This is a genomic window from Pseudomonas sp. QLc11A (assembly GCF_052112305.1).
Taxonomy (GTDB): domain Bacteria; phylum Pseudomonadota; class Gammaproteobacteria; order Pseudomonadales; family Pseudomonadaceae; genus Aquipseudomonas; species Aquipseudomonas laurylsulfatiphila.
Window position 1 is genome coordinate 69,274 of record NZ_JAVAJJ010000015.1, and the last position, 25,302, is coordinate 94,575.

At 60.7% G+C, this 25,302-nt stretch carries 23 protein-coding genes; 8 read left to right on the top strand and 15 right to left on the bottom strand.

What is annotated here, in order from left to right:
* Together Q8X48_RS20905 and Q8X48_RS20910 are read left to right on the top strand one after the other, a co-directional pair.
* The gene (locus Q8X48_RS20905; RefSeq protein ID WP_407801834.1) at window positions 1-378 is read left to right on the top strand and encodes a c-type cytochrome; all 378 of its coding nucleotides are present in this window, start codon (window positions 1-3) and stop codon (window positions 376-378) included.
* Between the two features lie 391 nt (window positions 379-769).
* Window positions 770-1,339: a hypothetical protein gene (locus Q8X48_RS20910; protein WP_015094646.1), complete on the top strand. Its 570-nt coding sequence runs from the start codon at window positions 770-772 to the stop codon at window positions 1,337-1,339.
* A 274-nt stretch (window positions 1,340-1,613) separates the two neighbouring features.
* Here the strand turns inward: Q8X48_RS20910 and Q8X48_RS20915 are convergent, their stop codons facing one another.
* Window positions 1,614-2,378, bottom strand: a complete 765-nt coding sequence (locus Q8X48_RS20915) for a tetratricopeptide repeat protein (protein WP_407801836.1) — start codon at window positions 2,376-2,378, stop codon at window positions 1,614-1,616.
* 286 nt (window positions 2,379-2,664) lie between these two features.
* On the opposite strand from Q8X48_RS20915, the gene Q8X48_RS20920 reads away from it, so the two are divergent.
* Window positions 2,665-3,078, top strand: coding sequence for a hypothetical protein (locus Q8X48_RS20920; RefSeq protein ID WP_407801837.1), 414 nt, complete (start codon window positions 2,665-2,667; stop codon window positions 3,076-3,078).
* Window positions 3,079-3,207: 129 nt separating this feature from the next.
* Here the strand turns inward: Q8X48_RS20920 and Q8X48_RS20925 are convergent, their stop codons facing one another.
* The gene (locus Q8X48_RS20925) at window positions 3,208-4,167 is read right to left on the bottom strand and encodes a DMT family transporter (protein WP_407801838.1); all 960 of its coding nucleotides are present in this window, start codon (window positions 4,165-4,167) and stop codon (window positions 3,208-3,210) included.
* A gap of 184 nt (window positions 4,168-4,351) precedes the next feature.
* Between Q8X48_RS20925 and Q8X48_RS20930 the strand changes: the two genes are divergently transcribed.
* Together Q8X48_RS20930 and Q8X48_RS20935 are read left to right on the top strand one after the other, a co-directional pair.
* The gene (locus Q8X48_RS20930) at window positions 4,352-5,230 is read left to right on the top strand and encodes a LysR family transcriptional regulator (RefSeq protein WP_217837983.1); all 879 of its coding nucleotides are present in this window, start codon (window positions 4,352-4,354) and stop codon (window positions 5,228-5,230) included.
* 139 nt (window positions 5,231-5,369) lie between these two features.
* Entirely contained in the window at window positions 5,370-5,879 is a 510-nt protein-coding gene (locus tag Q8X48_RS20935; protein ID WP_407801839.1) for a YkgB family protein, read from the top strand.
* 45 nt (window positions 5,880-5,924) lie between these two features.
* On the opposite strand, the gene Q8X48_RS20940 is transcribed toward Q8X48_RS20935, so the two are convergent.
* Both Q8X48_RS20940 and Q8X48_RS20945 read right to left on the bottom strand, forming a co-directional pair.
* Window positions 5,925-6,770 (bottom strand): helix-turn-helix transcriptional regulator, encoded by an 846-nt coding sequence (locus Q8X48_RS20940; RefSeq protein WP_126045385.1) that lies wholly within the window; start codon window positions 6,768-6,770, stop codon window positions 5,925-5,927.
* A gap of 124 nt (window positions 6,771-6,894) precedes the next feature.
* Complete coding sequence (locus Q8X48_RS20945; protein ID WP_407801840.1) at window positions 6,895-7,851, bottom strand: AraC family transcriptional regulator; 957 nt, start codon at window positions 7,849-7,851, stop codon at window positions 6,895-6,897.
* 199 nt (window positions 7,852-8,050) lie between these two features.
* Between Q8X48_RS20945 and Q8X48_RS20950 the strand changes: the two genes are divergently transcribed.
* The 3 genes from Q8X48_RS20950 (at window position 8,051) to Q8X48_RS20960 (ending at window position 10,222) form a co-directional block, all read left to right on the top strand.
* Window positions 8,051-9,004 carry a hypothetical protein gene (locus tag Q8X48_RS20950; RefSeq protein ID WP_407801841.1) on the top strand — a complete coding sequence of 318 codons (954 nt, stop codon included), beginning with the start codon at window positions 8,051-8,053 and terminating at the stop codon, window positions 9,002-9,004.
* An 81-nt stretch (window positions 9,005-9,085) separates the two neighbouring features.
* Window positions 9,086-9,520, top strand: a complete 435-nt coding sequence (locus Q8X48_RS20955) for an MAPEG family protein (RefSeq protein ID WP_407801881.1) — start codon at window positions 9,086-9,088, stop codon at window positions 9,518-9,520.
* A gap of 87 nt (window positions 9,521-9,607) precedes the next feature.
* The gene (locus tag Q8X48_RS20960; RefSeq protein ID WP_407801842.1) at window positions 9,608-10,222 is read left to right on the top strand and encodes a dihydrofolate reductase family protein; all 615 of its coding nucleotides are present in this window, start codon (window positions 9,608-9,610) and stop codon (window positions 10,220-10,222) included.
* 38 nt (window positions 10,223-10,260) lie between these two features.
* Here the strand turns inward: Q8X48_RS20960 and Q8X48_RS20965 are convergent, their stop codons facing one another.
* The 11 genes from Q8X48_RS20965 to Q8X48_RS21015 all read right to left on the bottom strand — a co-directional run bounded on the left by Q8X48_RS20965 (window position 10,261) and on the right by Q8X48_RS21015 (window position 25,272).
* Complete coding sequence (locus Q8X48_RS20965; RefSeq protein ID WP_407801843.1) at window positions 10,261-11,403, bottom strand: acyl-CoA dehydrogenase family protein; 1,143 nt, start codon at window positions 11,401-11,403, stop codon at window positions 10,261-10,263.
* A 12-nt stretch (window positions 11,404-11,415) separates the two neighbouring features.
* The gene (locus Q8X48_RS20970) at window positions 11,416-12,609 is read right to left on the bottom strand and encodes an acyl-CoA dehydrogenase family protein (protein ID WP_015094638.1); all 1,194 of its coding nucleotides are present in this window, start codon (window positions 12,607-12,609) and stop codon (window positions 11,416-11,418) included.
* Window positions 12,610-12,766: 157 nt separating this feature from the next.
* Window positions 12,767-13,849: a Zn-dependent alcohol dehydrogenase gene (locus Q8X48_RS20975; RefSeq protein WP_015094637.1), complete on the bottom strand. Its 1,083-nt coding sequence runs from the start codon at window positions 13,847-13,849 to the stop codon at window positions 12,767-12,769.
* Window positions 13,850-13,877: 28 nt separating this feature from the next.
* A complete protein-coding gene (locus Q8X48_RS20980) occupies window positions 13,878-15,230 on the bottom strand; it encodes a coniferyl aldehyde dehydrogenase (RefSeq protein WP_407801844.1) in 1,353 nt (450 codons plus the stop codon).
* A 132-nt stretch (window positions 15,231-15,362) separates the two neighbouring features.
* Window positions 15,363-17,576 (bottom strand): LuxR C-terminal-related transcriptional regulator, encoded by a 2,214-nt coding sequence (locus tag Q8X48_RS20985; protein WP_407801845.1) that lies wholly within the window; start codon window positions 17,574-17,576, stop codon window positions 15,363-15,365.
* A 135-nt stretch (window positions 17,577-17,711) separates the two neighbouring features.
* On the bottom strand, window positions 17,712-19,079 hold the full coding sequence (locus tag Q8X48_RS20990) for a DUF1329 domain-containing protein (RefSeq protein WP_407801846.1): 1,368 nt from the start codon (window positions 19,077-19,079) through the stop codon (window positions 17,712-17,714).
* A gap of 26 nt (window positions 19,080-19,105) precedes the next feature.
* Window positions 19,106-20,938, bottom strand: a complete 1,833-nt coding sequence (locus tag Q8X48_RS20995) for a DUF1302 domain-containing protein (protein ID WP_407801847.1) — start codon at window positions 20,936-20,938, stop codon at window positions 19,106-19,108.
* A 147-nt stretch (window positions 20,939-21,085) separates the two neighbouring features.
* Window positions 21,086-21,874, bottom strand: a complete 789-nt coding sequence (locus Q8X48_RS21000) for a crotonase/enoyl-CoA hydratase family protein (protein ID WP_407801848.1) — start codon at window positions 21,872-21,874, stop codon at window positions 21,086-21,088.
* Window positions 21,875-21,883: 9 nt separating this feature from the next.
* Window positions 21,884-22,885: an acyl-CoA dehydrogenase family protein gene (locus Q8X48_RS21005; RefSeq protein WP_407801849.1), complete on the bottom strand. Its 1,002-nt coding sequence runs from the start codon at window positions 22,883-22,885 to the stop codon at window positions 21,884-21,886.
* A 24-nt stretch (window positions 22,886-22,909) separates the two neighbouring features.
* Window positions 22,910-24,067, bottom strand: coding sequence for an acyl-CoA dehydrogenase family protein (locus Q8X48_RS21010; RefSeq protein ID WP_407801850.1), 1,158 nt, complete (start codon window positions 24,065-24,067; stop codon window positions 22,910-22,912).
* Window positions 24,064-25,272 carry a lipid-transfer protein gene (locus Q8X48_RS21015; protein WP_407801851.1) on the bottom strand — a complete coding sequence of 403 codons (1,209 nt, stop codon included), beginning with the start codon at window positions 25,270-25,272 and terminating at the stop codon, window positions 24,064-24,066. The genes Q8X48_RS21010 and Q8X48_RS21015 overlap by 4 nt, the downstream gene beginning before the upstream one ends.
* Window positions 25,273-25,302 lie beyond the last annotated feature (30 nt).

Consider the following 25,302-nt stretch of genomic DNA (forward strand, 5'->3'; position numbering starts at 1 on the left):
ATGAAAATATTATTCATCGTCACGCTCGGAATTTTATCGCTAGTTCAAACATCACTGTCCTTCGCGGATAATGTTAACGGGAAAAATCTCTACTCACAGAGATGTATCATGTGCCACGGAACAGATCTCAAAGGAACAGGGCCACTGGCTAATAAAAGCAATCCCCCAACACCTGACCTTACAACCTCAATTTTCAAAAAACGATTAAATGATTATCCGGGCGTTATTGTATCGTCGATAATACTTCGTCCAAATGGAGATTTGATTCCAAGAACTTTGCAAGAGAATGGTGTAAAGCTATCGCCGTACTCCTGGAGGATTAAGGATCTGCGCGATATAAATCAATACATGAGTGGTGTGATTTCAAAAACTCGATGAGTTTGAGCTGAGAAGTTGGTACAGAAGTCCAACAGTCATTTCAGGCTTGAGGGCTTATGGGGCAATACCAGTGAGCCCGTCGACCTCTCGCGATCACATCGCTGATGACCAATCCCTGATTGATACAAGTTCGGGCGGCTCTTCGCATCCGGCAGCAATCGGCTTCGGTCGTGACAGATAAATAACGGCCAGGAGCGGCCTTTCCCGGTTAGAACCGAACACCTGAACCTGCAGATGCCCGAATGGATCCAATCAACACGTACAGGTAAGCGCAAAAAATGCTGACTAGAGGGTATTGAAACTTGTTGTTACAAGCAGGAATACGTATCATTAATATTCAAACTCAGGACGCAGGGAGTGCATTGTCCATACAATAAGGTCAATAAAAATAATGCTTAAAATGCTCCTCGTGTACGTTCATCTGCTCGCCAGTTGTATTGCCCTCGGCAGGGTATTGCTTGCCGATCACAAGCTTTGGAGTTGGCGCAAGGAAGCGCTGGATCAGGCGAAACTTGAGTATCTGGAAGAAACCAGGAAAATCGCCACCCTCGCGTTACTGGCCCTTTGGGGCAGTGGTCTGCTGTTGGTCCTTCAGGGATATCTCCTCGAGGGTACTGCGTACTTGCTCAACCAGAAGCTCTGGGCCAAGGTGGCGGTTGTCGCGCTGCTGACTCTGAACGGAGGTCTGTTGCATCGCGTCGGCTTCCCGCTGTTGCAAAAAGCCCCCTTCGTCTTGTTACCGGGTTCCGACCGCGGTCGCCTGGCACTCTTGGGGGCGTTCTCCATGAGTGGCTGGTTGTTCGCCGCTTTCCTGGGGGTGGCTCGAGCCTGGAATCATGTCATGCCATGCTTGCATGTGATGGGGGTTTTCACGGCATTCGCCTTGCTGGCTTGTGCCGTGGCGCTTGTGGTCGCCAGCACGGCGGGCACGATACGTGGTGAGGAGCCTACGGTTTCATAGTGGGTTGTAGCACAAGCTCAAGCGTTGATAGGCTCAGTACTGACACCTGATCGCCACACGCAGACCACCTGGCTGATTGATGGACCTTTCAGCCAACGTCTTGACCCGAGACCCGTTAACCCCTCGGAGTGAGGAGCGGACTCTGCGCCATGCACCGCTGCGCGGGGTTTCATTTTCGTCCGTTCCAGGCCACTGGAATCGCTGACAGACACAATGGGTCGAAAGAAGCCCTTCGTGACAGGCAGCCGTCGGCCAAAAGCGGACACCCGGAAACTCACCCGCGAACCAGGTAGGCCCCTGCGGGAACCCGATATCGCAGCTTCTTGCATTTACCGGGTTTAGGCTGATGCCCCGGCGGACGATCAGGAAACCAGATTCGGCATTTGCCCGGAGGCGGCATATGGCCGCGGGGAATCTCGACCTCGGCGTACGCCTGCTCTGACCCGACATTAGCCATTTGCAATTGACCTTCGGCCCCTACTCTGCCCGCCGTCGGTACATCCGAAACCCGATTTGCCTCTGCAGTAATGAAGTTGCCAGCCTCACGCCCGGTGTCCGCAGTGGATTGCCCGACAACCGCCACTTCCGCTTCGCGGCGCCTTTGGGTCTCCTCTTCCAGCCCCTTCTGTACGGCGACCACGTCCTCCTTGGCATTGGGTGGGGTTCCCGAAGATTGGGCCTGCTGCGCCGCCTGGATCAATTGGAAGTTGCGGTTGCGCAACTGGACGTTGTTACCCACCCGCATGTTCGAGCGCGCCGCCAAGGTTTCAGCCTGCTGGTACTGCCCCTGTTGCAGACGCAACACACCGAGGTAATGCAGCGTCGCGGGATTGTTCGGCTGGATATGCAGGGCTCGCTCAAGCGTGGCGGCGGCCTGGTCCAGTTGGCCGTTTTCATACTGCCGCGAGGCTGTTTCGATCAGGGTGGTTGATGCGCTGTTGCTTTGCGCGGGCGCTCTTCGCTCGGCAGCGACAGAACAAAACGACGCGACAGCGCAGAACACCAGGATGAGGACCGGCAGAGAACTCTTGTTTGGCATCAGGGGGGCGGACTCGACTGAACTCGGACGGCACTGCCGATACAGGGCCGGTATAGACCCGGCCAATGCCCTGAAGTTCCGGCTGCAAGGGCCGTCGCAACCGGTACTTTTTTTACCACCCCACGACTGAGACCCCGTTGGCTATTTAAGCAACGGCCCCCTAGAACTTTTTCCTATTTACCGGTCTATGTGGATAGGCACATGCGCTCGGTAAGCACGCCCCCTGCAAGCTTCCCGCCGCCATATAGCCACACGTCCGATTGTCCATCAGAGGTTGTCTTCGCTCATGAAATTCCATGTCCCACGGATGGTGCTCTTCGGCCTGTTCGCGTTCGCGGCAGTGGGCTCGGCATCAGCCACACAGATGAAGGATTCAACCCCTGTTTCTGCAACTCAAGCCCCAGCCATCCAGACGCCCGTCCAGGCCGCCGGCAACCCTTGGCCGACCTTGGCCAGTATGGCCGGCAAGCAGCCAGGGCCGTTGCTTGCCCATGACGACCGATACTGGCATGACGGCCGTTGGCACGATCATAGAGACGATTGGCGCCGAGACGACTGGCGCAGGGATCAGTGGCGTAGAGATCAATGGCGTAGAGAGCAAGCCCGCCGGGAAGCCGAGCGCCGTCGTGATTGGGAGCGCCACCAGGATCGGGCCATGCGGCACCGTTACGAGGACGATCGCCGTTACTATCGTCGCTAGTGCGAAGCTCCGGAACAGCTGCCTGCAACACGGGCGATTCTGCGCCGACCTCCAGGATTCAAACCGGTCCGCAATAGCCGCGTTCGCCCACCCGGTGAAGAGATCAGGCAGATCCTCACCGACAAGCTCTCAAAGAGCGACGGCGGTTTTAACGGTGCTGCCATGGAACACGCCGATCGCTTTAACAACGCCCACGACAATCAACGCGATGCCCATCGTTTCAAACGCCGTAGGCCACCGGTAGCAAAACAGCAGCCCAAGGCAAGTAGCGAAGACCATTTCCAGTGACAGCAACTGGCTGGCAAGTGTCATGGGTAGACGTTGGGATGCGATGGTCCAGGCCCACGCGCCGCCAATCGACGCAACGGCCGCCAGGAAAAATGCCGGCACGTAAAGGTGGCTGATAGCGCCTTGCCCGAAACCGAGCGTGGGGGCCTGGAATAAATCCAGGGCATCCCCCGCCGGGAGGAACATGAGCGTTTGCACGCTGCCGCCAATCATCATCATGGCGGTCCAGACCCAGGCATTCATGCCGGGCCTTTTCATCAGTGCCTTTTGATTGGCCAACCCGAACCAGGCCCACAGGGCGACCGCCGCGATGGATGCGCCGATTCCGATGGCCAGGGTGGTGAATGACTGGCCCTCGAACCGGGCGATGCTCTGGCCGTTGACCAGGAGCAAACCGAGCGCGGCCAGTGCAAAGGGCACTTGAAGCAAGCGCCAGGACATCCCGCCGTGAACATTTGCGCTGATGGCCAGCACGACAGGCACAAGGCCTAGAAAGGCAGGCGCGATGACGGGGCCGGCGTAGGTGGACGCAATGATGACGGCGATGAAGTAACCCACGTAGCCGATAAAGCCAAGCCCGGCGGCAACCAGCCAATCATTGAGGGTCAGGTGTCGCCAGGCTTTGATATTGGCAATCAGGATCAGGGCCCCGATCAGCCCGGCGATGATGAATCGGCAGGCGGCCAAGTCATAAATCGAATACTTGCCAATGACCAGAGGGGCAACAAAATTCATCGACCATGTCAGGGAGGCCGCTACCGCGGCACTGATACCTGTAATGGATAAGGTTGAGTCTTTCATCGCCGACCTCCAGAGGAATGAGTCACCGGGTTGGCACTCCGCTAGAACAGAAAGGAACAAGACGCGGGCTATGCCTTCGCAAGGATTCTCAAGGATGGAAAAGCAAAAGGGAATTCATTGCTTTTGACCAGTATCTGTTCCATAACGGAACAAAAAAGAGGCATATATGGACAGGTACAGCGATATGGCGATCCTGCTCGCCGTGGTGGATGCGCGCGGCTTTTCGCCTGCTGCGCGCAAGCTGAGGATGACCCACTCGGCCATCAGTAAACGGGTTCAGCGCCTGGAGGATCGGCTTGGCACACAGTTGCTGTTGCGCACGACGCGAACCCTGTCGCTGACGCAAACCGGCGAACGGTATGTGCAATTGGCTCGACCGATCCTGGAGGATATTCAGGCGCTGGAAGCTGCAGTCGTCCATGAGTCCGAGGCGCCGCGAGGGACCTTGAAAGTGTCGGCGCCCAATGCGCTCGGCCAGTACCATGTGGTTCCGGCGCTGATCGACTTCATGCGGCTCTATCCGGCGATAAAAATCGATTTGACGCTGAGCGACGCCATTATCGATATCAGGCACGAGCGCATTGATGTGGCGATCAGAAGCGGGACGTTAGCCGACCCGAGCCTGGTTGCTCATAAACTAAGTGCCAACGAGCGCCTTGTGTGCGCCTCCCCGGCATATCTTCAAGCACACGGTGTTCCTGCCGAACCTGGCGAACTCGCTGACCATTCCTGCCTGAAACTCAATTTTGAAAGCCGGTTCAACGACTGGGAGTTTCGTTCGTCCACCAGTAAGGCGATTCCCATCGAAGGTGCTTTTACCTGCAATAGCCTCGACGCTATTCGCACGTTATGCCTGGCCGGTACGGGCATTGCTCGACTGCCCAGGTACATGGTGAACGAGGATGTGCAAGCCGGGCGGCTGATACCGCTGCTGCAGGCGTTTTCAGGTCCGAGCACCTCTGGCATTTATGCGCTCAGGGTGGCTGGCGATTATGTTCCGGCCCGAACGCAGATGTTCATCGACTTTCTTTGCGAACGCCTGCTCTTTCAAGACCTGCCATGAGTCAAGACGATCTGCATTGAACGCAATACGTTCAGACGCCACGAGCGTGGAATCAAAGGCAACACTGTCTCCACTCCCAACGCACACCGCGCCGGGTTGCTGATTAGCGTTCCTCACCAAACTCCTGGAAGCCTTGATCATGAAAACCTTAAGCATCGAGAACTACAAAACCAACAACGCACAACACCCTTCCACGCTGGGGATCAAAACCATGGCGCTCGGCACTTACGGTGCCTACTTTGCACTGGCCGTCATTTACTTCTGGTTCGGCGGGATGAAGTTCACGCACTACGAAGCTGCCGGGCTGGTGCCGCTGGTGAGCAACAGCCCTTTCCTGGGTTGGGTTTATGACATCTTCAGTGTCGATACCTTCTCCAGTTTGCTCGGGGTTCTGGAGGTCTCGATCGGTATCCTGATTGCAGGTCGCTTGCTGTCACCCAAGCTTTCATTGATCGGCGGTGCGCTGTCTGCCGGACTGTTCTTCACAACCTTGAGCTTCATGATCTCGACCCCCGGCGTGATTGAACCCGGCCTCGGCTTTCCAGCCATCACGGTTGCGCCGGGCCAGTTTCTGCTCAAGGACATCGGGTTGCTCGCTGCTTCGATATTTGTCGCCGGCCATTCCCTGACTGAGCTGCAAAGCCGTTAAACCGATGATCGACCTCTCGCGATGGCCTGAAGCAGTTCGATGCTTTCAGGCCATTGCCCCGTCATCTTCTCCTGCCAGAACTTTCATCCAGTCCCGAGGGCTGTAGCCCGTCTTGCGTCGAAACGCGCGTGCCAGTGCCGAAGGGCTCTCATAGCCGACCTCGGCGGCGATCAGCGTTATCGACCGCCCTTCACGCAGACGCTTCTGCGCCAGGCTGATGCGCCAACTCAACAGATAATCCGCCGGCGTCTGCCCGATAACGGCGCGAAAATGCACGGCGTAGGCAGCGCGAGACATGTTCGACTCGCTCGCCAGTTCCGCAATCGACCAGGCTCGATGAGGCGCGTTGTGGATCTGCACCAGAGAGCGCGCCAGCCGCGAATCGGCCAGCCCAGCCATCATCCCCGTACGCAACTGGTGATGGTCCAGCAGGTGCCGGAACAACAAAATGATCAACAATTCGAACAACCGATCCAGCGCTGCCTCCCTGCCACAATGTCCACCTGCCGCCTCGGCGAACATCCATTTCAGCGTATCGGCCAGCATTGGCAGCTCATCCAGGGACAACACCAGACAATCGGGTAACGAAGCCGACAACGGGTTATCGACCCCGCCCTCAAACTCCATTGACGCACACAACAGTTGAGCGCCCTCGGACTCACCGGCAAACAGTTGATGCCGGCTGGGGCGTGGCATAAAAATCAGACTGGGCCGGGTCAGCAGCAAGTCCTTGCGATCGGGTCCCAGCAAGGTGACGCTGCCAGCCTGCAGCAGGTGGATATAACCACGTCCCTCAGCGCCGTTGTAGGACGCCAGGCCGCAAAGTCTGCCGTTGTAAAACAGGTTTGCGCGCACGCCGAACTGCGACAACAAGGTAGACAAGCGATCCATGGGCAATCTCTTGGCGAGATACAGACGTTCAGATCATAACACCGCCGGTTTGCGCTTCGACGGGGCTCAAATGCTGTGCCAATTGATTGGCCATGATCGGTCCGTCCTCAGGCACCGGCCCTTCTCATGCCGATTGTCTGCGCCAGGTGCCGGGTGATGTGCCGAACTGGCGTTTGAATGCGCGACTGAACGCAGCTTCGGATTCGTAGCCCACTGCAAAGCCGATTTGCGCCACATTACCGCGACCTTCGCGCAGGTGTTGAGCCGCCACGTGCATCCGCCAGAGCGTCAGGTATTGCATCGGTGGCTGCCCGACCAATGCCGTGAATCGCTCCGCGAATACCGAGCGCGACATGCCCACTTCAAGCGCCAGGGCTTCTGCCGTCCAGCCCTCGGTTGGACGGGCATGGAGCAGCGCCAGTGCGCGCCCGATATGCGGATCGCGCAGACCCGCCAGCCACCCGCGCCGTTCAGGGGGCAGGTTCGCGACATACTGGCTGACGGCTTCGACGAACAGCAGTTCGGAGAGCTTGGCGATGACCGTTGCCGAGCCGACGCGCCCCGCCGCGATCTCACTGACGGCGAAACGGAAAGAGCTTTCAATCCAGGCGCCCGAAGCCGTCGCGCGCACATCCAGCTTCAACAAGGATGGCAGCGACGAAAGCAACGGGCTGAACGGTGTTTCAGAGCCGAGGAATCCGCACAGTAACTGTGTGGCCTCGCCGCCCCCACCGCACTTGATTCGTGATATGCCGCCGACTTCCGGCGGCTGAATGACTTCGCGTGCCGACATGGGCGCAATGCCCAGATCACTGCCAAAGGTATGAACGTCGTTGCGAGGAAGCAGAATGAGTTCGCCTGCCCGTACCTCGAGGGTGGCACCTTCGTCGACTCGCAATTGCATGTGCCCCGCCGCGACAAAATGCGAGGCGATGATATGTCGAGGGGCCGCCAGGAACGGTTTGCAATCGTCGGCCGAGATTCTTCCGCTCAGACACCAGGGCGCAGTGAACTCCGCCTCGAGGAAGACCCCTCCAGACAGCCGGATCACCCGCAATACATCAGATAGCGCATCCAGCAATTGCCAGCCCTCCTTTCCGGAGTCCGGAGCAAGTAATCAGGCGCACTGGTCATTCGCCGCCTGAACGGCGAGGCCTAGATTAGCACCAACGTGGACTCAGTGATCGAGACGATCCCCAGAGGCATCACCGATTGTCATTGACTCCCGCGTTAACCCTGATTGGCCCATTCCAACTCGACCACGCCAGCCGGAGATCAGTATGAACACCGCCGCTACCCTGCCCCGCCCGGATTCGGGCAACGCCGCCCGTTATGCGCAACTTGTCAGATCCTCGAAGAAAGCGGAATGGCAGATCGACCGCGACTTGCTGCAGGACCGCAGCTTCGACTTCTCGCGCAAATTCTTGCCCGACGGCCTATCGCATATCGACCGCCTGACCTTCCTCGGCGCAGAGGAGGCACGCCTGCTCAGCCAGATTCAGGGTCGAACCTATGCGTACATTTTTGGCCTGGTCGAGCGCTTTATCAGTGCCAAGATGCTCGACCAGGGTCGGGCCCATGTATTTGACGATCAACTCGCACTCGAAGCGCTGGTGCGTTTTTCCAACGACGAGATCAAGCATCAGGAGCTGTTCCGGCGCATTGAGACGATGATGGGTACTCGATTGCCAGCGGGATACCGTCAGGTTGCCGATCCGAACGATGTGGCCCGCGCGGTTCTGGCGGCCAGCACCTGGGCAGTACTGGCGCTGACCTGTCATATCGAGCTGTTCGTTCAGACGCACTACGTGCAGAGCATCGCCCCGCGCGAGGAGTTGTGCCCACTGTTCAAGGACGTCTTCAAGTTTCACTGGAAGGATGAAAGCCGGCACGTCGTCCTCGATGAACTGGAGTGGGAAGCGGAGCACGCGAAACTCACGCCAGGCGAGCGCGACCAGGCCGTGAACGATCTGATTGCCCTGGTGGCGGCCGTCGACGCGATCCTGCAGGCACAATCGGCAGCCGATGCCGACTACTTCATGGGAAATGCTTCACGATCGTTCAGTGCCGATGAGATCTTGCAAATCAAGGCCTGCGTGCTGAGCGCCTACCGCTGGCAATACATTGTCTCGGGCGTACAGCATCCGCACTTTGGCCGGCTGCTTGCGCGAATGACAACCCCGGCACAGATGTCCAGGGTCCAGATCGCACTGGCACCCATCATGGGCCAATGATCGACAGGGGGCGACCGACCGCGTGTCGGTCGCGCGACAGCGGGATGACGTGCTGAAAATGATGGATTGACGATGGCCGCCATGACGATTCCGATGTGGATGCTGCTTGGATTTGCGACCTGGACTTTACTGCTGTTGATGGCAACCGTAGGGGTCTATCGCTGGGTCAGAATCCTGTTCTCGAATGTTCCGATCGCTTCTTTCCTAAGCGATCAGCTCGAAGGCGAGGATTGGTACCGGCGCGGGACAAGAGCACACGCCAACTGTGTGGAAAACCTGCCGGTCTTTGGCGTCATCGTGTTCGTGATTTCAGCCCTGGGTGTCGACGGCCCTGCGGTGAGCTACTTGTCCATGATCGTCCTGATCGCTCGTGTGTGTCAGTCTCTGGTTCACGTATCCCATGTGCAGACCGATAGCTTCGTGGCGGTTCGGTTTACCTTCTTTTGCCTACAATTGATCTGTTTTCTTGCACTCATTGTCATCGCCGCTGGTTACGGCGCTGGAATATTCAAATAGAGGTTCGACTATCCGGCAGGGGATGTCTCAACCAATCGCAGACGCCCCTGTCTAACCTCTTTGACCAGGACGAATCAGGAGAAAAGCATGCGCACACTGACCGTTGCCGCGTTCGTCAGTCTGGACGGCGTCATGCAAGCGCCCGGCGGGCCTGAAGAGGACACCAGTGGCGGATTCCGCTTCGGTGGCTGGATCGTGCCCTACGCCGACCAGACAACCGGCCAGGCCGTACAGGACCTGTTCTCGCAACCGTTCGAGTTGTTGCTGGGGCGTCGTACCTACGACATCTTCGCCGCCTATTGGCCGCACGCTTCGGCCGACTCACCCCACCACACCATTGCCGATCTGTTCAACGACGTGCCCAAGCACGTGGCCACCCATCGCGGCGATTCGCTGGAGTGGCACAACAGTCACGCGCTGCCGGGCAACCTGGTCGACGCGATCAGCGCGCTCAAGCGCCAGGACGGTCCTCGGCTACTGACCCAAGGCAGCGGCGACCTGGTGCGCCAACTGCTCGCCGCCGGCCTGGTGGACGAGTTGCGGCTGATGATTCACCCCATCCTGCTGGGACGCGGCAAGCGCCTGTTCGACGACAACGCACAGACGGCGGCCTTCACCTTGCTGAACTCGATCAGCTCGCCCGGGGGGGTGCTGATCGCCCGCTATACCCGCAGCGGCGAGGTGCGCACAGGTACGTTCTAACGTGGCGGGCGGCGATAGCCTCGCGGTTGGGGTATGCCTCACGCCACCTGCATCAACTTCGCGTAAGCCTGCAAATGGTGATCGTCATCGCCAAACTGACGCGCCACCATCAGCAAATGCCTGGCGTGGTGCGACAGCATGTACTCCCAGGTCAGGCCGATACCGCCGTGCAACTGGATACCCTGGTCGGCGACAAAGCGGCTGGCGCGACTGACGATGAACTTGGCGGCGGCGAGGATACGGCTGCGTTCGTCACTGTCCGCCTGGTCGGCCACGCAGGCAGCGAGCAGTGTCATGGACGTGGCCTGGTCCAGCTCGATGCGCATGTCCACCATACGGTGTTGCAGCACCTGGAACTTGCCGATGGGCTGACCGAACTGCTGGCGGGTTTTCAGGTAGTCGAGGGTCAACGCGCACGCCGCTTCCATGCTGCCAACGGCCTCGGCGCATTGCGCGGCGATGCACCGGCCCTGCTGATAGCGCAGCGCCGGCAAGGCCTGCCCCACTTCGCCGAGTACCGCACTGCTTTTGACGAACACGTCTTCCAGGTACAGCTCGCAGGCCATCCGCCCATCCTGGGTGGCGAAGTCGCGTCGACCGACGCCGCGGTCTTGCGGGTCGACCAGAAACAGCGTGATGCCCTTCTCGTCCCGAGCCCCGTGGCTGGTGCGCGCCGACAACAGAATCAGCCCGGCGCTCTGACCACCGATGATCACCGACTTGCGGCCATTGAGCTTCCAGCCGCCGCTGACCGCCTCGGCGGTCGTCTGAACATCGTGCAACTGGTAGTGACTCTGCGGCTCATCGAGGGCCACGGCCAGTTGCAGGCTGGCGCTGCCGACCTGCGGCAACAGCGTGTCTTTCTGGGCGGCGGTGCCCAACTGGTCGACCAGGCCTCCGGCGAAAATCACCGAATGCAGGAAAGGTTCCAGGCACAGACCGCGGCCCAGCTCGGTCATGATCAGCATGTTCTCCACACCGCTGCCACCATAGCCGCCATAGGCTTCGGCAAAGGGCACGGCGCAGAGGCCGAGGTCGCCCAGTTGCTGCATGAACGGGTCGCTGAAACCGTGTCTGCTCTGGCGGTATTGCTCGCGACGCTCAAAACCATACACGTCACGCACCAGGCGCGCGGCGGTTTCCTGCAGCATCAGTTGCTCTTCTGTCAGTTTGAAATCCATGATCGGGGCGCCTTACAGTTCGAGGATCATTTTCGCGATGATGTTCTTCTGGATTTCGTTGGCGCCGCCATAAATCGAGGCCTTGCGCGCATCCAGATACTGGTAGGTGGCCGCGCTGCTGTAGTCGGTGTACAGCAAGGGTTCGCTGCCGTAACCCAGCTCATCCTCAATGAACGGCAACGCGTACGGCCCCACGGCCTTGCTGATCAGGTAGGTAATCGCCTGCCGGATCTCGGTGCCCTTGATCTTCAGGAACGAGCTTTCGGCGCCGGGGACTTCGCCGTTTTGTGTAGCCGCCAGGGTTCGCAGGCTGCTCATTTCGGCCGCCATCAACTGCATCTCGACTTCAGCGATCTGCGTGCGGAACAACGGGTCGTCGATCAGTGGCCGGCCATCGCGGACTTCCTGGCTGGCAATGCGCTTGAGCCGGGTGAGCAATGCCTTGTTCTGCGCGATCCCGCCGATGCTGGTGCGCTCGTGGGTCAACAGGTACTTGGCGCAGGTCCAGCCCTCATTCTCCTGCCCGACCCGATTCGCCACCGGCACCCGCACGTTGTCGAAGAACACTTCGTTGACTTCATGCTCGCCATCCAGGGTGATGATCGGCCGCACGGTAATGCCGGGCGTTTTCATGTCGATCAGCAGGAACGAAATGCCCCGTTGCTGACGCGCCTCGGGGTCGGTGCGCACCAGGCAGAACATCCAGTCGGCGAAATGCGCCAGCGTGGTCCAGGTTTTCTGGCCGTTGACCACGTAGTCATCGCCCTCGCGCACCGCACGGGTTTTCAATGACGACAGATCAGAGCCGGCACCCGGTTCGGAGTAGCCCTGGCACCACCAGTCTTCACAGGAAAGAATCCGCGGCAGGAAGTGTGCTTTCTGCTCGGCGGTGCCGAACTTGATGATCACCGGGGCAACCATTTTCAAACCGAAGGAAGATACTTTCGGCGCCCCGGCCGCGAAGCATTCCTCGTCAAAAATATGTTTTTGCACATCGCTCCAACCGGTACCACCGAACTCGACCGGCCAGCCCGGCGCGAGCCAGCCTTGCCGGTTGAGTGTGCGCATCCATTGCACCTGATGCGCTTTGCTCAGGCGCTTGCCCAGGGCAATCCGCTCGGCGAATTCAACGGGTAGGTGATCACGAAGAAACGCGCGCACGTCCTCGCGAAACGCGCGCTCGTGCGCAGTGAAATCAATGTCCATCCATCCACTCCAAAAGCATTGGGGCTTACCCACACCCCCTGTAGGAGCGAGCTTGCTCGCGATGGTCTCCAACGATAACGCTGGCTTCCTGACTCCCCGCGGCGTTCTCGGGTTTTTCGCGAGCAAGCTCGCTCCTACAAGGAAATGACGGGGCTTATCAATCGAAAACAATCACCGAACGCGCCAGTTCACCGCGACGCAGCTCATCGAACGCCTCGTTGATCTGGTCCAGACGAATGCGCTGGGAAATCATTTCATCGAGCTTGAGCTTGCCGGCCATGTAGAAGTCGACCAGGCGTGGCATGTCGACCGGGAAGCGGTTGGAACCCATCAACGAACCCTGGATACGGCGTTCGTGCAGCAGTTGCAGCGGGTCCAGCTCGATTTTCAGGCCGGGCTTGAGCATGCCGATCACGGTAGCGGTACCGCCGCGCGCCAACATGGCAAACGCTTGCTCGGCGGTCTGCTTGAGGCCAATGCATTCGAAGGCGTGGTGCACACCGCCACGGGTCAGTTCCATCACTTGCTTGGCGGCATCGCCGTCCCGGCCGTTGATCAGGTCAGTGGCACCGAATTGTTTGGCCAGTTCCAGCTTCGAGTCGAGCATGTCGATAGCGATGATCCGCCCTGCCCCGGCCAGTGCCGCGCCGTTGATGGCCGCCAGACCGATGCCACCGCAACCGATCACGGCCACGGTCTCGCCCGGACGCACTTTGGCGGTGTTGAATACCGCGCCGGTGCCGGTGGTCACCGCGCAACCGAGCAATGCGGCGCGGTCCAACGGCATGTCGCGACGGATCGCCACACAGGCGTTTTCGTGCACCAGCATCTGCTCGGCGAACCCGGACAGGTTGACGAATTGCGGCATCGGTTTGTGCACGTAGGTCAGGCGCGGCTCTTCGTCCTTGTCACGTTTGGTTTCCGGTGACACGCAACGCGCCAGGTGGCCGGTCACGCAGTGTTCGCAATGGCCGCAGAACACCGTCAGGCAGGTGACCACATGATCGCCGGGCTTGACCGAGCGCACTTCGGAACCGACCTGTTCGACCACACCGGCAGCTTCATGCCCCAACACCATCGGGCCGGGATACGGAAACGAGCCGTCAATGACGTGCAGGTCCGAGTGGCACACCCCCACGGCTTTGGTGCGGATCAACACTTCACGCGGACCCGGTTTGCTGATGCCCACTTCTTCAATGACCAGCGGGGCTCCAACCTGATGGAATACGGCAGCTTTCATGACAGTTCTCTCGACAATGATGTGGGGTTCAGGCCGGGTTGGCCGCTGTACGCAAAACGGCTTTGGCATGGCTGAAGGTGCGGAAACCGTCGATGCCGTGATAGGCCCCCATGCCGCTCTGGCCGACGCCGCCGAATGGCAGGCCTTCGGTGCTGGCATGGCTCATCACGCCGTTGAGGGTCACGCCGCCGGAGCAGGTACGGCTGAGCACCAGGGCTTCTTCGGCGGCATCGTTGCCGAAGTAGTACAAGGCCAGCGGACGCGGCCGCGCATTGATCTGGGCGATGACTTCGCTGAGGGTTTCGTAGGGTTTGATCGGCAGCAGCGGACCGAAGATTTCGTCCTGCATCACCTGCAGATCGTCGCCGGGATTGCGCAGCAGCGTCGGTACGATCTTGTTCAGCGGCGACTGGCTGAAATCTTCAGCGCCGGCATTCAGTTCGATCAGCTCGACACCGGCGGCGCGGGCCTCGCTCAGGTAACCCTGCAAACGCTCGAAATGACGGGTGTTGATGATGGAGGTGTAGTCGGGGTTGTCCTTGAGCGTCGGGAAGAACTTCGATACCACGGCTTTGGCCACGGCGATGAAAGCCTCTACCGACTCCTGCGGGACAAACACGTAGTCCGGAGCCACGCACAACTGACCGGCATTGAGCAGTTTGCCGATCACGACCTTGGCCACCGCCTCGTTGAAGTTTGCCGAACGCGAGATGATCGTTGGCGACTTGCCGCCCAGCTCCAGGGTCACCGGCACCAGGTTCTCTGCCGCTGCCCGTAGCACATGCTTGCCGATGCTGGTGGCACCGGTGAACAGCAAATGGTCGAACGGCTGGCCGCAGAACGCCTGCCCGACGTCGGCACCGCCCAGGACCACCGCCACTTCGTCTTCGGCGTAGACCGAACGGATCAGCCGCGCGATCAGCGCCGACGTATGCGGGGTGAATTCCGACGGTTTGATCATCACCCGGTTGCCCGCCGCCAATGCGCCGGCCAGCCCGCTGAACACCATGTAGCCAGGGACGTTCCAGGCCGTGACGATGCCCACGACACCCAGCGGCTGGTATTGCACCCAGGCTTCGCCGGTGCGGGCCTGACGCTGTTCCGGGTGCATCCATTCGGCCAGTTCGGCTTTGGTCTGCTGCAGTGTCACCAGTGGCGACAGCACTTCACTGCCCTTGGAGAAACCCGGGCTGCGATGACCGAAATCGGCGGTCAGGGCCTCGATGATGTCCTGTTCGTGATTGACCAGCAAACCGATGGCCCGGTCGAGCAACTCACAGCGCTCTTCAAGGGTATAGGGTTCGCGGTCCAGCAAGGCCGCGCGTTGTTTTTCCAGGATCGTGCGGATGTCACAGCTCGTCGAACTCTCGATGGCGCTCATCACTACCTCTCTTGTTTTTTGTCAGGGCGCGGCCACGGCCGGGCGGCAATGCACAGGGTCTGGCTGCATGGTTGATCATCGCGGGCGCCGCGCCGCCACCCGGATCAGGTGGGTGGTGTCACGGCGATGGATTCAGGCGAGGATGCCCATGGCCTTGGCGCTGTTGATGGCCTGGGTGCGACGGCAGGCGCCGAGCTTGACGTTGATGTTCTTGGCGTGGGTTTTCACGGTGTTTTCCGAGATGAACAAGCGGCTGCCCACTTCGCGTACCGACATGCCCTCGGCCAGCAACTTGAGCACCGACACCTCGCGGGGGGTCAGGTCATCCTGGTAATCCGGCACACCCGTAGAGAGACGAGTGACCGACGCCTGGCCAGTTTCCGCTGGCTGTTCACGGGCCAGAATGCGTTCTTTCTGCCGGGCAATCGGTGCCTGATACAAGGCGCTGTCGATCTTGCCCCACTGCATGCGCCGCTCGGCCTCATGCAGCAGCAGATGAGCCTTTACCGGGTCGTGGTTGCGCGAAGCAATCTCTGCGAGCAGCAGATAGGCATTGAGTACAAAGGGTGCGCAGCAATCGCGGACCTGCAGCAACCCCGCCTGGATCACCACTTCGGCTTCGCTGCAATGCCCTTGTTGCAGCAACAACTCGCCGCGCAGGAACAGCAGCCGCCCGAGCAACGGATAAGGCTGCGACGGGACCGGGGCCAGCCGGTCCAGCTCAGTGCGCAACAGTGCCTGGGCAAAACCCGATTGTCCCCTGAGCATCATCAGGCGGACCCGGTCGGCATTGACCAGCACTTCCGATTCATGACTGCCCTGGCGTCGGGCCAGCTCCAGCGACTGATCGAGCAAGGTTTGCGCTTGTGCAAGATCGCCAGTCTCCATGGCAACGCGCGCCAGGATGCAATGGCACAACAGCACCGACAACCAGTCCTCGCCTACCAGATAATCAAGGGCTGCACGGCAATGCAGGCGCGCCGGCCCGGTATGTCCCCGCAATGCCTGCAAGGTGCCAAACAACGCCTGCCAGTTCGCCAACAGGCGTTGATTGCGTACCGGGTCGGGCAACGGCAAAAAATGCCCCAGACGTGCCAGGCACTCGGCGGCTTCGTCCAGCCGCCCACTGAACAGCAAAGCCTTGGCGCACAGATAGATCAGACGCGGGCTGCTGTGCAGCAACTGCGGCTCGATGCGCTCGCGCCAGTCCATCAGTTTGCTCAAGTGCCGCTCACTGAGGATCCAGCTCAGCCACAGGCGCTCCATGTAATTGGCGGCCACTTCAGGTTGATCGGCACACAGCGCCTGCTCCACGGCGTCGTCGACATGCCCGAGCACGCTGAGCAGCTGACAGGCCCGCAGGCGCAGCCGGTTCAACGGCGCACCGCTCAAGTGGCTTTGCAGGGTTTGCGCCACCGCGGGTAGCAGACGGAACCAGCCGGGTTGCTGCTCGAGCGGGAACACAAAGGCCTGGCATTCCAACAGACTGTTGAACACCCGGGCCGCTTGCCGGCCTTCCCATAGCTGTTCGCAGAAATCCGCCCTGACGCGGGACAAATGTGCCAGTCCGCCCATCACTTCACGCTGCTCGTCACTCAAGCGCGACAACAGTTCACGCTCCAGGTATTGGCCGAGCAATGGCGATGGCTGGGCATGATCCAGCGAAAGCGACAGGCGAACACCGGCGCACCACCCGCCTGTCTCCTGCCAGAGTATTCCCCTGGCCAGCGCATCGGTGTGTGGCGCAAGGGCATCAATCAGCGATTCGAACTCATCGGGGCGCAGGGCCAGTTGCCGGGCACCGAACTCCAGCAGCTGGCCGGTCAGCATCAGACGCGGCAGGTTCCAGTCCGGACGTTGGCGGCAGGTGACCAGCACCTGCATCTGCGGGTTTTTGAGAGACAGGAGTTGGTCGAACCAGTGGTTGAGGTCGTCGGGCATATCCACGGGAAGGTCGTCGAACACCAGGCGGATCGGGCTGGATTCGTTGGCCCCTTCGCGAGCAGGCTCGCTCCCACAGTTGCCCTCGTCCCCCTGTGGGAGCGAGCCTGCTCGCGAAAGAGACGTAACAGGCACCGAGAGTCCTGAATCGAGAAACGCCAATACCCCATCCGGTGCAGTATCCACCGGCAACCCAAGCGCCCCCGCCAACGTTGCAATAAAGCGCTCCAGCGTCAGCCGCTGTCCGCCCAAAGCCATCCAGACCACCGCCCCCTGCGGCGCAATGCCTTGCAAGTACTGTTGCAACAAGGACGTCTTTCCATACCCGGCAGGCGCACAAAGCAGTTGCAAGCGGCACTGCTTGCCCTCAAGTGCATCGATCAGATGCGGCCGTGGCACAAACATGGCGGACCTCGCTGATGGGGAGTAAGCACCATCATTGAGCCCGCCGCCGGATAACGCGCCACCCGCATCAGGTGGTAGGCGTAGCACAACGCACAACGCCCTGCGAACAGGGCGTTGTCTCAAGCGGACAAAGGGTCAGCGAATGCCGTCGTTGCGCAGCGCAGCCGGGGTGAAGTCGGTCATCTTCGCGGTCATGCCGTACGTCGTCGCATGCCTGGACTGGTTGGTCATCGCCAGGACGTTGTAGCGACCGGCGATCAGGTCGTAGATGCCGAGCATGGAGAAGTTCGACGAACCGCGCTCGTAATCATTGACCGCATAACCTTCCGCCACTCGCCACAGCTGCCCGCGGCCGTCATAGTGATCGACCTCGGCCAGTTGCCAGGTGTCCTCGTCGAAGTACATATCGCGCTTGGCATAGACATGGCGTTGACCGGGCTTGAGCGTGGCCTGCACGTGCCACACGCGGTGCAACTCGTAACGGGTCAGGTCCTGGTTGATGTGCCCCGGCTTGATGATGTCGTCGTACTTGACCTTCGGCGACTGCAACTTGTAGTTGTTGTACGGGATGTACAGTTCCTGTTTGCCCACCAGTTTCCAGTCATAACGATCCGGCGCGCCGTTCATCATGTCGGTGTTGTCGGCGGTGCGCATGCCGTCGGATCCGTTGCCCGGGCCGTCATACGCCACTTGCGGTGCACGGCGCACGCGGCGCTGACCGGCGTTGTAGACCCATGCCAGGCGCGGTTCCTTGACCTGGTCGATGGTCTCGTGGATCAGGATCACGCTGCCGGCCATGCGCGACGGTGCGGTGATTTCCTGTTTGTAGTAGTACAAAACGTTATCGGCCTGCCCGGCATCGACGCCTTCCATCAATTGCGGGAAGGCCAGTTTGTCTTCGTACTCGACGATGGAATAGGAACCGTTGGTTTGCGGTGCCGCCTGGGCCGCGATACGTTCCATGTTGCCGCCGCGATAGCGGTTGGTGTGGTTCCAGTACACCTCCACACCGCTCTTTGGAATCGGGAACGGGTAATAGCGGGTCTGGGTGAAGTTCACCAGGCCGTTGCCGTCGGGGGTCAGCTCGGTGGTCACCGCACTCTTTTTGGCGAGGTCATAGATGTCCTGTGGCGACGCCGCCGTGCGTTGGGTCTTGTACACCGGGATCTTGTAGCTGTCCGGATAACGCTTGAACATCGCCAGTTGCCCCGGGGTCAGCTTGTCCTTGTACTGCTCGACGTTGGCTGCCGTGATCACGAACTGCGGCTTGTCACTGGCAAACGGATCGCCAAGAAATCCATTGTCGAGCGGCGCCGCACCGGGCTTGAGGCCACCGGTCCAGGCAGGAATGCTGCCGTTGGCATTGCCCTCTTTCTGTGCCCCCAACGGCGTCAGGGTGGTACCCAGCTGGGCTGCTTCCTGCGGGGTGACAGCGGCCATGACCCCTGTGGCCAGCAACGACAGACTCAGTGCGCCGGCGCGCAGAATTAAACGTGCGTTCATGTTCAGTTTCCTCTGGCAGGGTTGCATCAGAAATTCACGCCGAAGCTGAGCGCGGCGTAGTCGCGGTCGACGTTGGTATTGAAATCGCCACCGAAGTAGTTGGTGTAACTGAGGCTGGCGGTGTAGGTGTTCTGGTAGTCGGCATCGACACCGAGGCTGACCGCCTTGGAACCTTCATCGAAGTTCGGGCCGTAACCCTGGACGTCGTGAGACCAGGCAAGGTTCGGCGACAGGTTGATACCGGCGATCGCGTTCGGGTAATCGAGCTTGCCGCGCAGGCGATAGCCCCAGCTGCTGCTGGTGTAGAAGCCATTGTTGTTGCACTCCTGCGCCGGGTTGCTGGCGTTGGGCTGGCCCGCTGCGCTGCCACGGCAAGTGGCGGCACCCGCAGCACCCGGCAGTTCGCCGGAACCGAAGGCCGGGCTGCGACCGAAGCGCAGGTCCGTACCGTCCGCCTTGCCCAGGCCGTTGATCTTGTTGTAACCCACCTCGCCCACCAGGGTCAGGCGACTGGCACCGAACACCTGATCGAAGAACTGCGTGGCGGTCACCTGCGCCTGGGTCACCGGCATGCGCTTGTAGCCATTGACTTCGCCACCCAGGGTGCGCCCGGCGAAACCGGTGGTGATCAAGGGCGATGTGGCGCCGAAGGTCGCGGCGGACAACAGGTCGGCGGTGTTCAGTTGCAGCGGCATGTTCGGCCGGTAGCTGAGTTCACCCCCCAGCGAAACGCCCGCGACGTTGGTCTGGAAGCTCAAGCCATACAGGCGAATGTCTTCCGGATAATCGATGAAGTAGCGGGCACTGCGCGCCGAAGCCACGCCCCCGGCCGGGTTGCTCATCTGGTTGATGCTCAGGTACGGGTTGCGGCTGTGATAGTTCATCGCATAGGCGCCGAACTCGGTGTCGTTCGCTTCCGGCACGTACCAGCGCAGGGCCAGGCCATACTGGCCGCTGTCGCGTGCATCGTTGTCGTTCAGGCGCGGGATAAAGGCATCATCGGTGCCTGCGGCAATGGCCGCCAAACCACCGGTGTTCTTCGCCACGCCCGGTGGCAGGTCGAGACCGGCGATCACCAGGCGATCGTCACAGCCTTGCGGTACACCGTCATTGCCAAAGAACGTGCCGCAGTTGTCCACCACCGACTTGTCCCATTGCAGCTGGTAAAACGCTTCGGCGGTGATGTTGTCGGCCAGGCCCTGGGACACGTAGAGCAGGTTGACCGGAATCAGGCCTTCCTTCACTTCCGCACCGGGACGACGCAAGGCGGCGACGTCGATCGGGTTGATGCTGTTGATCGAGTTGCCGATGAAGGTACTCTCGCCCCAGCTCACCACTTGCTTGCCCAGGCGCACGTTGCCGACCTGATCGCCAATCGAGTAGTTGTGGTAGACGAAGCTGTCGAGGAACATCGCGCCGGAGGACTTGGCCGCGCGATCACGCCCCGAGTCGTTGATGTCATAGAACGGGCGGCTCTCATCCATCAGCTCGAAGTCATACCAGTACTTACCGCGCACGAAAGCACCGCTGTCACCGTACTTCAGCTCCAGGTCATGCACGCCCTTGAAGATCTTCGAGAAGGTTTCACCCTTCTTGAAATTCAGGCGGTTGTCGTCGGTGGTCCGGGATGCGGACTGACCGCCGGTAACGCCCTGTGAATTGAAGTTGGAGATGAATTGCTTGTCTGGATCAGCCGTCGACCAACTTGCCCCCATCGACAGCGACGAATCGAAATTGCCCTGAATTTCCCCGATGTTGAAATCAACAGCGTGAGCCTGATTGCTCGCGCAAGTGGCAACCATTACAGCGACGGCCAGCAGATTCGGCTGGAAGACTCCGCGCATTGTTTTTGTTGTCATGCGGTTTCTCCGGTTAAGGATTAAGTGTTGGGGAGCCCATGCTAGTGGGGCTCCGGCCCGTCCCTCACACCCGAACGGGTGATTTGAAGGGGTGTTGGTCGCGAGGATTCGCGCGGTGTAACAACCCGGCGTTACGCTCGGTGACATTCACCCGGTAAAACTCGGCACGCGCTTGTCGATAAAGGCCGCCACGGCTTCGCGGTGGTCAGCGGTCTGGTGCGACAGCACCTGGAACGTCGCGGACATTTCCAGCAGCGTGTCGAGTCGGGTGTGCAAGGCTTCGCGCAACAATCGCTTGGACAGACGCACGGCGTGAGGCGGGTTGGCGGCAATCGACGCGGCGATTTCCCGTGCCGTGTCCAGCAACTGTTCGGCGGGAACAACGCGGGACACCAGGTTCCATTGCTCGGCCTGGCGAGCGTCGATCATTTGCCCGGTCAGGGTCAGTTCGGTGGCGCGGGACAAACCGATGATCCGTGGCAACAGCCAGGCGCCGCCGTCCCCCGGAATGATCCCCAACTTGACGAAGCTCTCGGCAAACTTCGCCTGCTCGGACGCCACGCGGATGTCGCACATGCAGGCCAGATCCAGCCCCGCGCCGATGGCCGCGCCATTGACCGCGGCGATCACCGGGACTTCCAGATTGAACAGCGCCAGGGGCAGGCGCTGAATGCCGGTGCGATATTCCTGACGCAATTGCATGCCCGACATTTGCCCATAACGGTCCATGTCGCGCACGTTGCCGCCGGAGCAAAACGCAGTGCCGGCGCCGGTGATGATCACTGCACGCACGCTGCTGTCGCGCTCAATGCGCTCGATGGCTTCGAGAAATTCCTGCACGGCACTGTTGCCAGTCAGCGGATTGCGTCGCTCGGGGTCATTCATCGTCAGGGTGACGACATGACCCTCCTGTTCGTATTTCAAAAACGGGTTCATGGCTGATTCTCAAGCAGTGGGAAACGGGGTGACGTGACGCACGAATTCGCAGGCCGTGACGTTCGGCTGCGTCAGCAACGCCTGGCCGACAATCCCGTTCCAGTAAGTTTCCGAACCTTCGCTGATGCGCCACTCGTGCAGGCGCCGGGTGAACAGTTGCAGGTCCAGCTCTTCGGTCACGCCGATGGCGCCGAACAATGCATGGGCGATGGCCGTGACTTGAGGCACCGCCATGCTGGTCCGCGCCTTGGCAATGGCCGTCGCCATCAACGGCGGCACCTGCAAATCGCCGGCAAACGCCAGTTCAGCGGCGATGCGCGAAGCGGCAACCTGCTCGGCCATCACACTGAGCTGGTGTTGCACCGCCTGGAACTTGCCGATGGCCTTGCCGAACTGCACGCGGTCGTTGCAGTACTCCAGCGTCATGGCGAGTGCCTGCTCCATGGCCCCGGCTATGGCAGCGGCGTGGATGGCGGCGTTGAACACCCGTACTTCCTCGCCGTTATTGCCGATGGCGCTACCGAGTGAGTCCTGCGACCAGTACAAGGTCGCGCATTGACTGCCGTGAACGCCCGTGGGCTGGCGGCGCGCCAGGCTGCAATCGAGCAGCAACAACTCGCCTTCCAGGTTGACCAGGGCGAAATCGGCCATCAAGCCAAACGCCACACGCGGCACGCACAACAGGCCATCGGGCTGGCGATGGCCTGTACCGGCCAGGGTCAACATGCCGCTCGGTGGCGCGCTCGGGCAGTCACGCATCAACGCGCGAGCGGCCATGCTTTGCGCCGCCGGGACCGGTAGCGCGCAGCGACCGAAGGCGACAAAAATCGGCAGCAGTGCATTGAGCGCAAGGCCCGCTCCACCGGCGACTTCCTGCGTCAGCAATTCGAGAAAACCGCTGTCTTCCAGGGCGCTCCACAACGTCGCTGCGCTGTCTGCGCTTTCCACGGCACGGACCCGCGCCGGCGTGCACAAGTCGCTGAGGATCTTTTCAATGGCTTCAGTGAACATGAAGTATTTCCTGTTGGAGGTGCATCAACGCAGGCCAAGGCCGCGGGCGATCATGCCGCGCAGGATTTCCCGGGTGCCGCCGCGCAACGAGAAGGTCGGCGCTACCTGGTTCAGGTAGGCGACCGTGCTGTAGAGCGCCTCATCGACCGGTACATCCGGATCGGCGCTGATCGCTGCGGCAATCGCCGCCGGGATCGCCTGCTCGAATTCGGTGCCGATGTCCTTGACCAGTGCGGCTTCCACCACCGGGCTTTCACCCCGTGCGAGCAACGCGGTCAGTGCCAGCGACAGGTTGCGCAGGCAGGTGAGCTGGCTGAGAAAACTACCGAGCAACGCAGTCTCCTGGGCCGTCGCGCCCGTGCGCCGCAATGTCTCGGCCCACAGGTCGAGCAACACGATGCTGGAGTAGAAACGCTCCGGCCCGCTGCGCTCGAACGCCAGTTCGGCGTTGACCTGTTTCCAGCCACTGCCCTCCTCGCCCACCAAAGCGTCTTCGCCGAGCAAGACGTCGTCGAAGGCCACTTCAGAGAAATGCGCGTCACCGGCCAGGTCAACGATGGGACGCACGCTGATGCCTGGCTGCTTGAGGTCGATGATGAATTGCGACAGCCCGTTTTGACGGTCCTCGGGCGCACCACTGGTGCGCACCAGGGCGATCATGTAGTCGGCGTGATGGGCGTTGGTGGTCCAGATCTTGCGCCCGCTCAGGCGCCAACCTTCCGGGCAACGGGTGGCACGGCTGCGCACGCTGGCCAGGTCCGAACCCGAGTTCGGTTCGCTCATGCCGATGCAGAAAAACGCCTGGCCGGCACAGATGCGCGGCAGGAAAAAATCCTTCTGTGCATCGCTGCCGAACTTCAGGATCAACGGCCCGCTCTGGCGGTCGGCGATCCAGTGTGCCGCCACCGGAGCACCGGCAGACAGCAGCTCCTCCACCAGCACGAAGCGACTGAACGCATCCAGCCCGGCACCGCCATAAGCGGCGGGCAAGGTCAGGCCGACCCAGCCGCGCTGCGCCAGTTGCCGACTGAAACCTGCATCGAAGCCGGTCCAGCTGCGCGCTCGTACATCCGCCGAAACCCTTGGCAGATGCTCGGCCAGAAAAGTTTTGACCTCGGCACGAAAGGCTTCTGCGTGTGGCGGCAACGCGGTCAGGCGAAAGGCGTCGAGCAAGCTGCTCACTGGGCACCTCCACTGACTTTGCCGTACAGCGTCACCACGCATGCGCCGCCCAGCCCGAGGTTATGGGCCATGGCCAGGCGCGCACCATCGACCTGACGCTGCTCGGCGTTGCCGCGCAATTGCTGGGTCAGCTCGTAGCACTGCGCCAAACCCGTCGCGCCCAATGGATGCCCCTTGGAAAGCAGACCGCCGGACGGATTGATCACGATCTGCCCGCCGTAGGTGTTGTCGCCATCCATCACGAACTTCTCGGCACCGCCCTCGGGGCAGAAACCCAGCGACTCGTAGCAGATCACTTCGTTCTGGGCGAAGCAGTCGTGCAGTTCGCAGACGTCGATGTCCTGTGGACCGACGCCAGCCTTCTCGTACACCTGGCCCACGGCGGCGTGGGTCATGTGGGTGCCGACCCAATCGAGCATCGACGGTTTTTCGAAGTTGAAGGATTCAGGGGTATCGGTGGTCATGGCCTGGGCGACGATTTCCACGTCGCGGCGCAGGCCATGTTTTTTCGCAAAACGCTCGGACACCAGGATCGCCGCCGCGCCGCCACAGGTCGGCGGGCAGGCCATCAGTCGGGTCATCACGCCTGGCAGAATCACCGGGTCGTTCATCACGTCTTCGACGCTGAGCACCTTGCGAAACAATGCAAGCGGGTTGTTGGCGGCATGACGGCTGGCCTTGGCGCGCACAGCGGCGAAGGTTTCCATTTTGGCGCCGTATTTCTGTATGTATTCGCGCCCGGCACCACCGAAGGTACGGATGGCCTGGGCCATGCCATCCATATCGGCGGTGAGACCACGCAGGATCGGCAGGAAACGTTCGCGGGTCGGCGGGCGGTCGTCCCAATGGGATTTCAACGCGCCGGCCTGCATCTGCTCGAAACCCACCGCCAGTACGCAATCGGCCGAGCCGGATTCGATGGCCTTGCGCGCCAGGTACAACGCGGTGGAGCCGGTCGAGCAGTTGTTGTTGACGTTGACCACCGGGATCCCGGTCATGCCGACTTCGTAAAGCACGGTCTGGCCGCAAGTGGAATCGCCGTAGACGTAACCGGCGTAAGCCTCCTGGACCAGGCTGTAATCGATCGCCGCATCGGCCAGGGCGCGACGCACCGCTTCGGCACCCATCTGCACATAGGTCGGGCTGTCGCTGGGCTTGCGGAACGGGATCATGCCGACGCCGGCAACCAGTACTTTTTCGCTCATGGTGTCACCTGAAAAAATGCGGGGAAAGGA

What these genes read in the sequence shown, in the direction of transcription:
- Q8X48_RS20960 (WP_407801842.1), top strand. Translation starts at nt 9,608, where the DNA reads ATGCGCACACTGACCGTTGCCGCGTTCGTCAGTCTGGACGGCGTCATG.
- Q8X48_RS20990 (WP_407801846.1), bottom strand. Translation starts at nt 19,079, where the DNA reads ATGAACGCACGTTTAATTCTGCGCGCCGGCGCACTGAGTCTGTCGTTG.
- Q8X48_RS20955 (WP_407801881.1), top strand. Translation starts at nt 9,086, where the DNA reads ATGACGATTCCGATGTGGATGCTGCTTGGATTTGCGACCTGGACTTTA.
- Q8X48_RS21000 (WP_407801848.1), bottom strand. Translation starts at nt 21,874, where the DNA reads ATGAACCCGTTTTTGAAATACGAACAGGAGGGTCATGTCGTCACCCTG.
- Q8X48_RS20965 (WP_407801843.1), bottom strand. Translation starts at nt 11,403, where the DNA reads ATGGATTTCAAACTGACAGAAGAGCAACTGATGCTGCAGGAAACCGCC.
- Q8X48_RS20930 (WP_217837983.1), top strand. Translation starts at nt 4,352, where the DNA reads ATGGCGATCCTGCTCGCCGTGGTGGATGCGCGCGGCTTTTCGCCTGCT.
- Q8X48_RS20905 (WP_407801834.1), top strand. Translation starts at nt 1, where the DNA reads ATGAAAATATTATTCATCGTCACGCTCGGAATTTTATCGCTAGTTCAA.
- Q8X48_RS20910 (WP_015094646.1), top strand. Translation starts at nt 770, where the DNA reads ATGCTTAAAATGCTCCTCGTGTACGTTCATCTGCTCGCCAGTTGTATT.
- Q8X48_RS20970 (WP_015094638.1), bottom strand. Translation starts at nt 12,609, where the DNA reads ATGGACATTGATTTCACTGCGCACGAGCGCGCGTTTCGCGAGGACGTG.
- Q8X48_RS20920 (WP_407801837.1), top strand. Translation starts at nt 2,665, where the DNA reads ATGAAATTCCATGTCCCACGGATGGTGCTCTTCGGCCTGTTCGCGTTC.
- Q8X48_RS20925 (WP_407801838.1), bottom strand. Translation starts at nt 4,167, where the DNA reads ATGAAAGACTCAACCTTATCCATTACAGGTATCAGTGCCGCGGTAGCG.
- Q8X48_RS20940 (WP_126045385.1), bottom strand. Translation starts at nt 6,770, where the DNA reads ATGGATCGCTTGTCTACCTTGTTGTCGCAGTTCGGCGTGCGCGCAAAC.
- Q8X48_RS20985 (WP_407801845.1), bottom strand. Translation starts at nt 17,576, where the DNA reads ATGTTTGTGCCACGGCCGCATCTGATCGATGCACTTGAGGGCAAGCAG.
- Q8X48_RS20915 (WP_407801836.1), bottom strand. Translation starts at nt 2,378, where the DNA reads ATGCCAAACAAGAGTTCTCTGCCGGTCCTCATCCTGGTGTTCTGCGCT.
- Q8X48_RS20950 (WP_407801841.1), top strand. Translation starts at nt 8,051, where the DNA reads ATGAACACCGCCGCTACCCTGCCCCGCCCGGATTCGGGCAACGCCGCC.
- Q8X48_RS21005 (WP_407801849.1), bottom strand. Translation starts at nt 22,885, where the DNA reads ATGTTCACTGAAGCCATTGAAAAGATCCTCAGCGACTTGTGCACGCCG.
- Q8X48_RS20995 (WP_407801847.1), bottom strand. Translation starts at nt 20,938, where the DNA reads ATGACAACAAAAACAATGCGCGGAGTCTTCCAGCCGAATCTGCTGGCC.
- Q8X48_RS20980 (WP_407801844.1), bottom strand. Translation starts at nt 15,230, where the DNA reads ATGAGCGCCATCGAGAGTTCGACGAGCTGTGACATCCGCACGATCCTG.
- Q8X48_RS20935 (WP_407801839.1), top strand. Translation starts at nt 5,370, where the DNA reads ATGAAAACCTTAAGCATCGAGAACTACAAAACCAACAACGCACAACAC.
- Q8X48_RS21015 (WP_407801851.1), bottom strand. Translation starts at nt 25,272, where the DNA reads ATGAGCGAAAAAGTACTGGTTGCCGGCGTCGGCATGATCCCGTTCCGC.
- Q8X48_RS20975 (WP_015094637.1), bottom strand. Translation starts at nt 13,849, where the DNA reads ATGAAAGCTGCCGTATTCCATCAGGTTGGAGCCCCGCTGGTCATTGAA.